Source organism: Streptomyces sp. (genome assembly GCF_036566765.1).
Lineage (GTDB): Bacteria > Actinomycetota > Actinomycetes > Streptomycetales > Streptomycetaceae > Streptomyces.
Window position 1 is genome coordinate 1 of sequence record NZ_DATCVQ010000259.1, and the last position, 12,274, is coordinate 12,274.

10 protein-coding genes are annotated in these 12,274 nt (G+C 68.9%); 8 read left to right on the top strand and 2 right to left on the bottom strand.

The window, feature by feature from the left end; translation table 11 throughout:
• A partial coding sequence (locus VIU94_RS14475) for a M20/M25/M40 family metallo-hydrolase (RefSeq protein WP_414720953.1) occupies positions 1-1,534 on the bottom strand: 1,534 nt, incomplete at its 3' end.
• Positions 1,535-2,136: 602 nt separating this feature from the next.
• Here VIU94_RS14475 and VIU94_RS14480 point away from each other — a divergent pair.
• From VIU94_RS14480 to vioD, 4 genes are read left to right on the top strand one after another with little or no spacing between them, the layout of a single operon-like run.
• A complete protein-coding gene (locus tag VIU94_RS14480) occupies positions 2,137-3,297 on the top strand; it encodes an aminotransferase (RefSeq protein ID WP_331911443.1) in 1,161 nt (386 codons plus the stop codon).
• Between the two features lie 37 nt (positions 3,298-3,334).
• A complete protein-coding gene (locus VIU94_RS14485) occupies positions 3,335-3,532 on the top strand; it encodes an MbtH family protein (protein ID WP_331911445.1) in 198 nt (65 codons plus the stop codon).
• On the top strand, positions 3,532-4,563 hold the full coding sequence (locus VIU94_RS14490; RefSeq protein WP_331911447.1) for a MupA/Atu3671 family FMN-dependent luciferase-like monooxygenase: 1,032 nt from the start codon (positions 3,532-3,534) through the stop codon (positions 4,561-4,563). Before VIU94_RS14485 ends, VIU94_RS14490 begins: the two co-directional genes overlap by 1 nt.
• Positions 4,563-5,678 carry a capreomycidine synthase gene (vioD, locus tag VIU94_RS14495; protein WP_331911449.1) on the top strand — a complete coding sequence of 372 codons (1,116 nt, stop codon included), beginning with the start codon at positions 4,563-4,565 and terminating at the stop codon, positions 5,676-5,678. The genes VIU94_RS14490 and vioD overlap by 1 nt, the downstream gene beginning before the upstream one ends.
• A 53-nt stretch (positions 5,679-5,731) precedes the next feature.
• Here the strand turns inward: vioD and vioC are convergent, their stop codons facing one another.
• Positions 5,732-6,757: an arginine beta-hydroxylase, Fe(II)/alpha-ketoglutarate-dependent gene (gene vioC / locus VIU94_RS14500; protein WP_331911451.1), complete on the bottom strand. Its 1,026-nt coding sequence runs from the start codon at positions 6,755-6,757 to the stop codon at positions 5,732-5,734.
• A 210-nt stretch (positions 6,758-6,967) separates the two neighbouring features.
• Here vioC and VIU94_RS14505 point away from each other — a divergent pair, with 210 nt between their 5' ends.
• Genes VIU94_RS14505 through VIU94_RS14520 form a run of 4 tightly spaced genes read left to right on the top strand, consistent with a single transcriptional unit; the run spans position 6,968 to position 12,267 of the window.
• Positions 6,968-8,062 carry an aminotransferase class I/II-fold pyridoxal phosphate-dependent enzyme gene (locus VIU94_RS14505; RefSeq protein ID WP_331911453.1) on the top strand — a complete coding sequence of 365 codons (1,095 nt, stop codon included), beginning with the start codon at positions 6,968-6,970 and terminating at the stop codon, positions 8,060-8,062.
• An 18-nt stretch (positions 8,063-8,080) separates the two neighbouring features.
• Positions 8,081-9,178, top strand: coding sequence for a branched-chain amino acid aminotransferase (locus VIU94_RS14510; RefSeq protein ID WP_331911455.1), 1,098 nt, complete (start codon positions 8,081-8,083; stop codon positions 9,176-9,178).
• Positions 9,168-11,012: an amino acid adenylation domain-containing protein gene (locus VIU94_RS14515; RefSeq protein WP_331911457.1), complete on the top strand. Its 1,845-nt coding sequence runs from the start codon at positions 9,168-9,170 to the stop codon at positions 11,010-11,012. Before VIU94_RS14510 ends, VIU94_RS14515 begins: the two co-directional genes overlap by 11 nt.
• The gene (locus tag VIU94_RS14520) at positions 10,996-12,267 is read left to right on the top strand and encodes a cytochrome P450 (RefSeq protein WP_331911459.1); all 1,272 of its coding nucleotides are present in this window, start codon (positions 10,996-10,998) and stop codon (positions 12,265-12,267) included. The genes VIU94_RS14515 and VIU94_RS14520 overlap by 17 nt, the downstream gene beginning before the upstream one ends.
• The last annotated feature ends 7 nt before the right edge of the window (positions 12,268-12,274 follow it).

Genomic DNA, 12,274 nt, shown 5'->3' on the forward strand with positions numbered 1-12,274 from the left:
CGGTGAGCAGCCGCCCCACGGCCGGCTGCTCCCGCCCGCCCCGGCTGAGCCAACTGGCCGTTCCGGTGTCGGCCTCCCAGGCGTACGCGAGGCTGACGGGGCGCGGATTGCTGTCGCTGTACCCGTTCAGGGAGGAGGCGACTGCCGCTGCGGCTGCCGTTCCCAGGAGCAGGCTCGCCCCGAGTGCCGCGGAGACGCGGCGGCTCGGCCGTGGCTCGATGAGAGGAAGCGCCGTCGCGGCGAGCAGCGTCAGCATCAGCAGGGGAGCGGCGCTCAGGCCGAGTCCGACAGCGGTCGTCACCAGCACCGCGACGGGGAGCAGCAGCACGGTGGCAGGTAGCGCCGCGGCCCCGGCGGCCAGCATGTGCAGCGGCGAGCGAGGTTCGGCATGCAGCGTCGCGGCCAGGGCGCCCAGACCGATCAGGGCCGGCCAGGTGAAGAGATAGGCGCCTCCGGGCAGGAGGATGGCGCTGACCAGCGCGAGCGCCACGAACCAGCCCAGTACGCCGGTGGTTGCCTCTGCGGGCGACATGCGGCGGCGTGCCCACCGGTACCAGACCAGCAAGGCCGCCACCATCAGCAGCGACCCCGCCAGGAGGTAGGGCGCCGGGTGGTAGACGGCGCCGATGCCGAAGCCGAAAGCGGGCTGGAGCGCGGTCAGCAGCCACCATCCGCCGAAGCCGATGCCCACGGCGGTCAGGAGGACGGCGGTGAACGAGCCTGCTGCGAGTCCGGCTCGGGAGGGACGCAGTCCGTGACGCCGCCCGCGGACCATGACCAGGACGAGGGCCGCGAGCGCGGCGAGGGCCAGCGGCAGGGTGAGCCACTGCGGATAGGAGACGACGGTGCCGAACAAGGAGAAGTAGGTGGTCGCGGGCTCGTCCTCGGCGAGGTCGGCGGCGCCCAGTGAGCGTACGGCGGCGAGGGCGGTGTCTCCCATGTGCTGCACGCTTCCGGCGTTCACGTGGGCGATGTCGTCGTGGGCCGTGTGGTAGCGGGCGACGCCGCCCATGTAGGCGAGATTGATCCCGCGCATGCCGTCGGCGGCCAGGACGGTGAGGTCGGTGTCGTTGGGGAGCAGGCTGTACAACGCGCCCGCGAACGACGTGGTCACCGCGTCGGATTCGGCCACCGCAGAGGTCAGACCGCCCTCCATCTGGAACATCAGGGCAGGGCCCGAAACGCCGCGGGCCTCCAGATTCACGACGGCGACCCGACGCGGATCGCCGGCCACTCCCGACTCGACGAACCCCTGGGCGCCGAGCAGGCCGGGCTCCTCGGCGTCGGTGAAGAGCACATCGATGTCGTTCCGCGCCTGCGGCAGCGAGCGGAGCGCACGGACGATCTCGAGGACGGCGGCGACATTGGCGCCGTTGTCACTGGCGCCGGGGCCGGTGGGCACGGAGTCGTAGTGGGCCACCAGCAGGACCCGGCCGGTGGGTTTCGAGCCCGGTACGTGAGCGTAGACGTTGCTCACCCTGGCGAGCGTCGGATAGCCATCCGACGGCAGGCGGGACGCCACGCGCGTCTGCACGGTGGTCCGGGCGTCGAGGCGGCGCAGCTCACGGACGAGGTAGGCACGAACGTCAGCCGCGGCCGCGGAGCCCGCAGGGTGCGGAGCGTCGGCGATGTCATCGATCCTCGCGAGGGCGCGCTCCGCGGAGAACTCTGTGTCCGGTACGGAGGCGGGCCTCGGAGAGGGGGGACGCAGGGACCAGACGCTCGCCGCGCCGATCAGCAGCAGCACGAGCGCGATCGCGGCGGATACCCCGCGCCGGTGCCACGTGGTGGGCGAGGGCCCGCGCTGTGCGGCCGAGGGCGGCGGTGTCTGCTGCTGGATCGTCATAGGCGTTGCTGACCTGTCATCAGAGAGCACTGTCCTACCGGGGTCCCATGATCCGGCAGCCGTCGTGGGCGCGAGCACTCCCCGGTTTCAGGGACTCCTGGGGCCCAAGTCGGCTCACCCGGTTCTGATGGGGTCAGTACCGCAAGTGCCCCTCCAACGTCCCCTCGACGACTGTGCTGTGAAAGGGGGACAGGCCGGGGGGCAAGGAGATCGCTACGGTGAGAGCACGCTTCTCGCCGGCGAGCATTCGCCGGCAGACAACCCTGAACGACCACAGTGGAGAGGGGCCCATGCGGCTGCGGAGTCAGACGGTCGATCAGCGCGACTCACCCATCAGCTCTGCCTACGATCTGCTCGAAGGGCACGCGTACGCGGGGAAGCTGCTCGATCTCGCGCAGGCGGCACCGCAGTATCCGCCGGCTCAGGTGGTGAGCGAGCACGTGGCCGACCTCGTACGTCGTGGAGAGGGCAGCGAGTACACCGAGGTGCCCGGACTCCCGCGGCTGCGCGCTGCGATGGCCGCCGAGCTGAGCGAGGCGTACGCAGGGCGGGTGACCGCTGAGAACGTCGTCGTCACCGCAGGGTGCAACCAGGCGTTCTCGCTGGTCGCCTCCGCGTTGGCAGGCCCCGGTGACGAGGTCGTGCTGGCGCTGCCGTACTACTTCAACCACGACATGTGGCTCCGGATGAACGGCATCGTGCCGGTGTACCTGGAGCCCGATGAGGACCTGGTGCCACGCGCGGTGGACGCCGAACCGCTGATCACCGGGCGGACGCGCGCGATCGTGCTGGTCACCCCCGGAAACCCGACGGGCGTGACGATGCCCCCGGGGGAGATCGCCGAGTTCGCGGCGTTGGCCGCGAGGCGCGGCATCGCACTGGTGGTGGACGAGACCTACCGCTCCTTCCGGTGCACAGACCGGCCGGCGCACGACCTCTTCGCGGATCCGTCCTGGGCGCGGACCGTGGTGAGCCTGCACTCGTTCTCGAAGGACCTTGCCGTTCCCGGCTATCGGGTCGGGGCCGTGGTGGCGTCGGCCGAGCTCAATCGTGAGGTGTGCAAGCTCCTCGACTGCGTGGCGGTATGCGCCCCGCGGATCGGCCAGGAAGCAGCGTGGGCGGGATTGACGCATGCCCGTCAGTGGCGGGTCGACCGCGCGCAGGAACTCGCACGCCAGCGAGCGTGGCTGGGCGAGGCGATGGCCGAGCGTCCGGGTGGGTTCGAACTGCTGGCGTGCGGAGGGTTCTTCGGCTGGATCAGGCACCCTTTCGCCGAACGTCCGACAGAGGATGTCGTGCGTGGCCTCGTCCGCGAGCACGGTGTGCTGGTGGTCCCCGGCACTGCGTTCCTGCCGGAGGACCGGCAGACGTTGCGGGTGAGTGTCGGCAATGCCGATCTGGCGGCCATTTCCGAACTCGCGGTCCGCCTGCGGGCCATGGGGGCCGATTGAGTTGTCCGAACTGCCGAAATCCGATGAGTGAGGCACCATGAATCCGTTCGATGATCCCGACGGCACCTTTCTCGTGCTCGTGAATGACGAGGAGCAGTACTCCCTGTGGCCGGCCGCCCTCGAGGTTCCGGCCGGATGGAGCATCAGCCATGAAGCGGACACGCGCCAGGGGTGCCTCGACTACATAGAGACGACCTGGACGGATCTGCGGCCGCGCAGCGCCCGAGTCGCTTAGTGGACACCAGCATCTTCTTCTTCTCCGCGGACGCGGAGGCGGGAGGGGCCGGAGCGGATCAGTATGCGCTGGTGAAGGCTGTCGCCGCCCGCATCGATGACAGCGCCATGTGCGGGCTGTGGACGCCTGAACGGCACTTCCACGTGTTCGGCGGTCTGTACCCCAATCCCTCGGTGCTGGGTGCCGCACTCGCCGTGTCGACCAGCAGGGTGGCGATCAGGGCGGGCAGTGTGGTGCTGCCCCTGCACGATCCCGTTCGTGTCGCCGAGGAATGGTCGGTGGTCGACAACCTGTCGGCGGGACGCGCGGAGATCGCCTTCTCCAGTGGTTGGCACGCCAACGATTTCGTTCTGGCACCGGAGGCCTACGAGGGCCGACTCGCCTCCCTGGACGATGCCATGGACCGTTTCACGCGGCTGTGGCACGGGGGTGCGGAGAAGCGGACCGACGGCAACGGTGACCAGATCTCGGTCATGACGTATCCGCGCCCGAGGCGATCCGAGATTCCCTTGTGGATGTCGGGACAGTCCGACTCGACGTTCGTGCACGCGGCGCGGCGAGGCATGGGAATCGTCACGAACTTCACCGGAAGACGCTTCGACGACCTCGAACGGAGAATTGCCCTCTACCGTTCCGAGTTCGTGCCGTCCAGCCACACCCCGGAACCCCGGGTCGGGCTGATGCTGCATACGTACGTCAACGATGATCCGCGTGCCGTGGCGGAAGCGCTCGACTCGTCCTATGACGCCTACATCCGCCGCCACCTCGACCTGCAGTTGCGACACGAGGCTGCCGAAGTCTCGGCGGCCGATCTGGACGACATGGTGGCCACGGCCAAGAGCCGGCTGCGGGGCGGCGGCGGCCTGGTCGGCGACAAGGCCACATGCGCAGAGCGCGTCCGTCGCTTCGGTGAGATCGGTGTCACCGAGATCGCCTTCCTGGTCGACTTCGGCATCGCCCCGGAACTGGTTCTCGAGAGCCTTGACGATCTTGACGATCTCGCGTCGTCAGTCAGAGGGTTGGGGGAGTAATGGAACTGCCACTCGCGAAGCTCGAAGAATGGATGCGGCGCTATTATCACGCGGTCGACCACGACATCGGCAGCAGCGGCGTACGGGATCTGACCGTCGGTGAGCTGTGCGACATCGCCGGCTTCGATCTGGCCGAATTGTCGGCGCTTCCGTTCCACGACAGCGAGCCCCTCGGGGGCCGGAATCTGCGCGCCGCGCTGGCCGATCGCTGGACAGGCGGTGACAGCGAGCGCGTGATGGTCACCCATGGGTCCAGCGAGGCGATCTGGCTCGTCATGCAGACCCTGGTGCGGCCCGGGGACGATGTCATCGTGGTCGATCCGGCCTACCAGCAACTTCATGACATCGCCGTGGCCCGGGGGTGTCGCCTGCGCAGGTGGGATCTCTCCTGCGATGACGGCTTCGCCGTCGACACGAACCGGCTGCGGGAGCTCGTGGCGGTGGAGCGGCCGCGCATGATCGTGGTCAACTTCCCGCACAACCCGACGGGTGTGTCCATCACCCGCGAGCAGCAGGACGAGCTGATCGAGATCGCGGCCGCCGCCGGCGCATGGCTCGTATGGGACAACGCCTTCGGCGAGATCACCTACGAAGCCGGGAATCTGCCGCTGCCGCACGACCGTTACGAGCGCAGCCTGTCCTTCGGTACGTTCTCGAAGAGTTACGGCCTGGCGGGCATCCGAACCGGCTGGTGCCTGGCGCCCCCCAAGCTGCTGGCGGAGATGGCATACCTGCGCGACTACGTGGCGCTCTATGTCTCACCGGTGCTCGAGTTCTTCGCGGAGCGTGCCGTCCGCAGCGCCGACCGCATCGTCGCGATGCAGCGCGCACACGCTCTGGAGAACCGGGAACTCCTGCTCACGTGGGCGCGGGAGCGCCCCGACCACGTCCGGCTGACACCTCCTGCGGGCGGCGTCAGCGCGCTCGTCGAACTGCCCGGCGTCCAGGACGTGACCGAGGTGTGCCGCCGGCTCGCCGAGGAGTTCCGCACGCTGCTGATTCCCGGGGAGTGCTTCGGGGACGCGTACCGGAACCATGTCCGGCTGGGCTTCGGAGGTACCCGTGCCGATCTCACGGCGGGACTGGCCAACCTGGATCTGCTTCTGAAGCCGTGAGTCCGGCAGCGGTTCCGCTGCCGGACTCACGGATCGGGGCGCCAGGAGATGACCTAGTAGATGACCCGGTCGTCCGCGGCCGGGCGCCAGGCCCGCGAACCACGGAGGTTGCGCGTGATGTTCAGACGCTTGAGCCAGCGGTCGCTGCCGTCGTAGCGGGCCTGGAAGGAGTTGCGGCCGTGCACGGCACGGAAATTGTCGATGAAAGCGACGTCGCCCGGCTCCAGGGCGACGCCTTTCATCTTGGACTCGATCTCGTCGCACAGCCCGGTGTAGGCCGTCAGCGAGCGTTCGGTCCAGCCCTCGGTTTTCATGTGGTACGGGTCGAGGACCATGTAGGGATTGGCCCGGTCGCCGAAAAGGACCGGTCGCTTGACGGGGTTCGCGTTCCACTCCTCGATGGTCCTGAAGCTGTCCTCGCGCAGCCTCTGGATCGTCGGATCGCCCGTTGACGTGGAATTCACGGGCAGGTGGGAGTTGTCGGGCATCTGGGTGAAGGCCGGCTCGAAGAGCGCGTCGACGTCCAGCCCGGGCCAGTCGAGATCGCCCGCGTCACAGACCGTCGTCTCGACGGCATCGGGGTTCTTCAGGCACATCAGGGCGACGTAGTCCCCGCGGCAGGGGTGGAACGCGTCCTCCGTGTGCCAGGACAGGTGCTGGAGGCTGTTCGACCCGAGCTCATAGTGTTCGTGGCCCTTGATGGGCAGGACATCGTGCATGATCCGGCCGTCCTGCTGGGTCGACCAACCGAACACGTCGCCCAGCACCGAGGCGCACAGCAGGAAGAAGACCTCGTAGCGAAGGGTGGGCGAGGCGACGTGGCTGCCGCGCCAGTGCTCCGGTGTCGGTCCGATCTCCGCCTCGTCCACCTCGAAGCCGGAGACCAGGCAGAGCGCTGCCGGCTCGCGCAACCGGTGGTCCTCGAGGAACTCCAGAAGGCGTGCGGGCAATCGCCGGGCGAGCAGCGGCGCTTGGCGCTGGAGATCCGGATCCTCGATGGTCGTGTACCGGGCAGCGATGTCGCTGAGCAGCGGGGCAACTTCCGTACGGTCGTGCGCCGTCAGCGTGAGCTTGTTCATCGCACTTCCTTCTGCCGCCGTGGTTCGCGGCGAGTTCGTGAACACGTAGAGCACTCACAAGCCTATGAGTCCACGCGGCGGCGGTGGAGGTGCCCAATACAAGGGACAAGTAATCCGCGCCCTCCCAAAATATGGTCTCCAGCGTTGATCCCGATTCGAAATCCGTGATATCGGCAGACGAGGGAATTTGTGACCGCGAACCTGACCTTGATGGAAGTCGACGCTCTGACCGATCCCGATGGTGGCCTCAATCTGACGGATGGACATGCGCGTCTGGCGTTGACGCCGGAGCAGTCCGCCATCGTCGCCCGCATCCCGGAGATGTTCGCGATCGCCACCCGTCGAGCCTTTCCGGCCATCGAGGAGGCCGCGCACACCGCCTTTCTCGGCGCCATCGGGCAGCGTTCGGCACCGATCGGGACCGGCCGCATCCTGAGCTGCTACTCCTCGACCCTCGCCACGGACATCGTGGCGCGAGCACTGCCGGCGGGCGCGACCGTCGCCGTCCTGCATCCGACCTTCGACAACATCGCCGACCTCTTCCAGACCCGAGGTCTGAAACTGGTCCCGCTGGAGGAAGAGGCGCTGCTCAACCAGGACTGGCCGGGATCCCCGGTGAGCGCCGTCGTCATCACCATGCCGAACAATCCGACGGGCCTGGTCACGCCGGAGGGCCATCTGCGCTCGCTGGCCGAGCACGCCGCGCGTCACGGCCAGACAGTGATCGTCGACGCCAGCTTCCGCGGCCAGGTGCGGGACGCGCAGTACGACACCTACGCCGTTCTCGAGGCCGCGGGTGCGGACTGGATCATCATCGAGGACACCGGCAAGCTGTGGCCGATGCACGAGCTGAAGATCGGGATGCTCGCCTACAGCGAACGGACCACGCTCCCGATCATGCGCGCTTTCTCCGAGTCGATGCTGGCCGCGTCACCGGTGGTGCTGCAGCTGGTCGAGGCGCTGGCCGGGGACTGGGCCGAAGGCGGCTACGAGCGCGCCCGCGCCCTCGTCGAGCGGAACCGCACTGCGGTGCGCGAGGCGATCGAGGCCGTCGGCACCGGTCTGGCCGACCCCGACTCCCAGATCAGTGTGGCGCGGGTCGCGCTGCCGGAGGGCGGCCCCGACTCCTCGCAGCTGTACCACGATCTGAGGGTCCGCGGGGCGCACGTGCTGCCCTGCGCCCCCTTCTACTGGGCCGATCCCGAGAGCGGCCAGCGCAGCATACGCATGTCGCTCGCGCGGCCGTACGAAGTCGTCCACACCGCAGCCGCGGCCCTGGCCGACGCCTACTCCGCCCGGAGGTGAGCGGTGACAGCTGCGACGATGGACTTCGAGATCTGCCCGACGAGTCGACCCCTGCCTGCGGCCGAACGCGACGCAGTGCTGGAAGAACCGGGGTTCGGGCAGACGTTCACCGATCACATGGTGACGTTGCGCTGGTCCGCCGAGCGCGGTTGGCACGACGGACGCCTCGAGCCGTACGGGGCGTTCACGCTGGAGCCGGCGACCTCGGTCTTCCACTACGGGCAGGCGCTGTTCGAGGGGATGAAGGCGTATCGCCAACCTGACGGAGCGGTCACGCTGTTCCGTCCGGACGCGAACGCGGCACGGTTCAACGCGTCGGCGCGGCGCATGGCGATGCCCGAACTGCCCCCGGAGCTCTTCGTCAAGGCAGTCGAACTGCTGGTGGCCCACGACCGTGCCTGGGTGCCGGAAGGAGCCGGCCGGAGCCTGTACCTGCGTCCCTTCATGATCGCCACGGACCCCTCGCTCGGTTTCACCCACCCGTCGCGGACCTTCCTGTTCTGCGTCGTTGCCTCGCCGGCCACCGCGTACTTCGGCGGGGGGCCGCCCAAGTCTCTGGCGGTCTGGCTGTCGACGACCTTCACGCGCGCAGTCCGCGGCGGCACGGGCTACGCCAAGACGGGCGGCAACTACGCGGGCGCCTTCGCCGCCGGGCTGGAGGCAACGGCCCACGGGTGCGACCAGGTGGTCTGGCTGGACGCCATGGAGCACCGGTGGGTCGAGGAGATGGGGGGAATGAACCTCTTCTTTGTCCATGCACAGCGCGGCGGACGACCGCGCGTGACGACCCCGCCTCTGACGGGCACGTTGCTGCCGGGCATCACGCGTGACTCACTCCTCACCCTGGCGCCGAAACTGGGCTATGACGCAGTGGAGAGCCCCGTCTCCGTCGAGCAATGGCGCGAGGAGTGCGCGTCGGGCGAGCTCACCGAAGTGTTCGCCTGCGGAACGGCGGCGGTGATAGCACCGGTCGGCACCGTGAAGTCGGAGAACGGGCAATGGACGGTCGCCGACGGCGAGCCGGGGCCGGTGACACTTCGGCTGCGCCGGGAGTTGCTGGGAATCCAGCACGGTTCGGCGCCTGACCCGGAGGGCTGGGTCCATCATGTCCGCTGAACTCGAGGCCCGAGTGCACGAGCCGCGCTGTATCCACGAGATGGTCGGCGAGCAGGCCCGCCGTACACCGGACGCGATCGCCGTCAGCCACGGCGACCTGCGGATCACCTACGGCGAGCTGGACACGCGATCGGCGGTGCTGGCGCGGCGCCTGCGGAACGCCGGGGTGGCGCGCGGCGACATCGTCGTGGTGCTGCTGGACCGGTCGATCGACCTGATCGTGGCGCTGACGGCCGTGCTGCGCGCCGGCGGGGCCTATCTCTATCTGGATCCGGCCGAGCCCACCGGTCAGCGGGAGCGGATCCTGGCCGACACCCGCGCCCGACACGTCATCACCAACGGCGACTTCGCTCATCAGGTCGACCTGCCGGTCGTGGTGCGCATCGACGAGGTCGAGCCCGAGGCATCCTCGTCCGTTTCGGTCTTCGAGGACAGCGGAACTCCCGTCGACAGCCCGGCGTACGTCTGCTACACCTCGGGATCCACCGGGGACCCCAAGGGCGTGGTCGTCTCGCACCGGGCGGTGTTCCGGCTCGTCGACGACCCGTCCTGGATCGACGTCCGCGACGATGACGTGTTCTTCCAGCTCACCCGCGTCGGGTTCGATGTGTCCACCTTCGAGATCTGGATGCCCCTGGTGCGAGGCCTGAGGCTCGCCCTGGGACCGCCGCTGCACGCCAACCTCGATCTCGCCGATCTGGCCGGGATCATGCGCGCCGAGGGCGTCACCGTGCTGTGGCTGACGTCAGGTCTGTTCCACAAGATGGTGATGCACCACCTGGACGGCCTCGCGGGGATCCGGCATCTGCTCGCCGGTGGAGATGTGCTTTCCCCCGCCCATGTGAGCCGGGTCATGACCGCCTACCCCGACATGCTCTTCACCAACGGCTACGGACCGACGGAGAACACCACCTTCAGTACCTGCTGGACCACGCGCGAGCCCGGCTCGGCGCCCACGGTGCCCATCGGGGTTCCGATCGACGGCAGTTCCGCCGTGGTCCGCGGCGCCGACCTGCAGCCTGTGGCCGACGGAGAGGTCGGCGAGTTGTGGGTGGGCGGCAGCGGGGTGGCGAACGGATACCTGCATCGACCCGCGGAGACAGCGGCGCGCTTCGTCGCGGACCTCGACCCCGCAGCCGCACCGGGCAGCCGGATGTACCGAACCGGCGACCTGGCGCGGTGGCGGGGCGACGGCACCCTCGAGTTCCTCGGCCGGGTGGACCGGCAGCTGAAGATACGCGGCTACCGCGTGGAGCCGAGCATGGTGGAGTCGGAGATCCTGCGCCTCCCCGGTGTCGCGCAGGCCGCGGTGGTGCCCCGCACGTACGGGGCGAGCGACACGCGTCTGATCGCGTACGTCGCGGCCGGGGACCGCGACCCGTCGACCTGGGCGGCCTTCAGTGCCTCGTTGCGGGAGCAGCTGCAGTCGGTGCTGCCGGCCCACTTGGTCCCGTGGGCGATCGTCATGCACCCCGAGCTGTCGCTCAACCCGAACGGGAAGGTCGACCGTTCCGCACTGCCGTCGGCGAAGATCCCGCGGAACGTGTGGAACGAGTACGTGGCGCCCAGGGACCCCGTCGAGGCACGGCTGTCCGAGATCTGGAGCGAGGCGCTGGACATCGAGCAGGTCGGTGTCGAGGACAACTTCTTCGACCTGGGCGGACATTCTCTGCTCGCCGCCGAGCTGCTCGCCGCTCTGCCCGTGGAGTTCGACGCGACACTGCCCGCGCGCACGCTGTACCTGCGACCGACGATCGCCGAACTTGCCAAGGAGCTCCGCGGCGGCGCGGGGGAGTCGACACCTGAGAGGAGTACGGATGCATCCGCTCAGTAGGAACGAGGTCGACTCGCCCGCCGCTCCGGCCGCGGGCTGCCCCGTCGGTGCGGCCGCCGCCGGCCTGGCGCACTCCGCGGCCTTCACGGAGCTGGGTTTCCGTGGGGTCTGGGCGCAGATGCGCGAGGAGGACCACCTGGAGTGGACGCAGGTGGACGACCACAACGGCTTCTGGTCGGTGGTGACGTACGCCGATGTGGAGAGGGTGCTGCGTGATGCCGCCACCTTCACCTCGGAACGCGGCACCATGATCAATATTCTGGGCGTGGAGGACCCGGCCGGCGGGCGGCAGATCGCCGCGACCGATCCGCCGCGTCACACCGTCATGCGGGCGCGCCTGCAGAAGGCGCTCGCCATCAAGTCCATCGAGAAGCAGCAGAGCATGATCAGCAGCCTGGTCGACGAGGCGCTGGCACCGCTGGCCGCCGACGGCGGCTTCGACTTCGCGGAGGCGATGCTGGCGCTGCCGGTGGCCATCGGCGGCGAGTCCATGGGGCTGCCCCGCGCGGACTGGCCGCGGCTGGGAGAGCTCCTGGTCGCCTCGATCGCCGCCGACGATCCCGCCTACCAGAACGACGGCGGAACACAGGCGACACTGGACGCCGCCCACCGCGAACTGTTCGCGTACTTCCAGGACATCTATCGTGAGCGGCGGCGCAACCTCGGGGACGACCTCATCAGCGTGCTGATCACCACCGAGGTGGACGGACGCACCATGACCCCCGGTGAGGTCATGTCGAACTGCTACAGCGTGCTTCTCGGAGCAGTCGTCACGACGCCGCACGCCCCCAACTACATGATGACCGAGCACATCGCCGACGGAACCCTCGACCGGTGGGCCGAGGACCTCACCGTCACCCCGACCGCGGTGGAGGAAGCGCTGCGACTGGGCTCACCGGTCAGCCACTTCATGCGGTACGCCGTCGACGACGTGGTACTCCGCGGGACCCGCATCCGGGCAGGCGATGCCGTGGTCAGCTGGCTCGGCGCAGCGAACAGGGACAGCGCGGTGTTCCCGGATCCGGAGCGCTTCGACCTGCGCCGGCGCCCGAACAAGCATCTGGCATTCGGGATCGGCCCGCACTACTGCGTGGGGCACACCGTCGCGCGGGTCACGCTGCGCACCTTGTTCAACGAGCTGCTGACGCGGTTCACGGCGTTCGAGCCTGCCGGCGAGCCACAGCGACTGCGCTCCAACTTCGTCTCCGGTTACCGGAAGCTGCCGATCACCGCGTCGCCTGCCCACACAGGCTGAGTCCGAA

Coding starts and splice junctions, on each gene's coding strand:
- VIU94_RS14480 (WP_331911443.1), top strand. CDS start 2,137: ATGCGGCTGCGGAGTCAGACGGTCGATCAGCGCGACTCACCCATCAGC.
- VIU94_RS14485 (WP_331911445.1), top strand. CDS start 3,335: ATGAATCCGTTCGATGATCCCGACGGCACCTTTCTCGTGCTCGTGAAT.
- vioD (WP_331911449.1), top strand. CDS start 4,563: ATGGAACTGCCACTCGCGAAGCTCGAAGAATGGATGCGGCGCTATTAT.
- vioC (WP_331911451.1), bottom strand. CDS start 6,757: ATGAACAAGCTCACGCTGACGGCGCACGACCGTACGGAAGTTGCCCCG.
- VIU94_RS14505 (WP_331911453.1), top strand. CDS start 6,968: ATGGAAGTCGACGCTCTGACCGATCCCGATGGTGGCCTCAATCTGACG.
- VIU94_RS14510 (WP_331911455.1), top strand. CDS start 8,081: ATGGACTTCGAGATCTGCCCGACGAGTCGACCCCTGCCTGCGGCCGAA.
- VIU94_RS14515 (WP_331911457.1), top strand. CDS start 9,168: ATGTCCGCTGAACTCGAGGCCCGAGTGCACGAGCCGCGCTGTATCCAC.
- VIU94_RS14520 (WP_331911459.1), top strand. CDS start 10,996: ATGCATCCGCTCAGTAGGAACGAGGTCGACTCGCCCGCCGCTCCGGCC.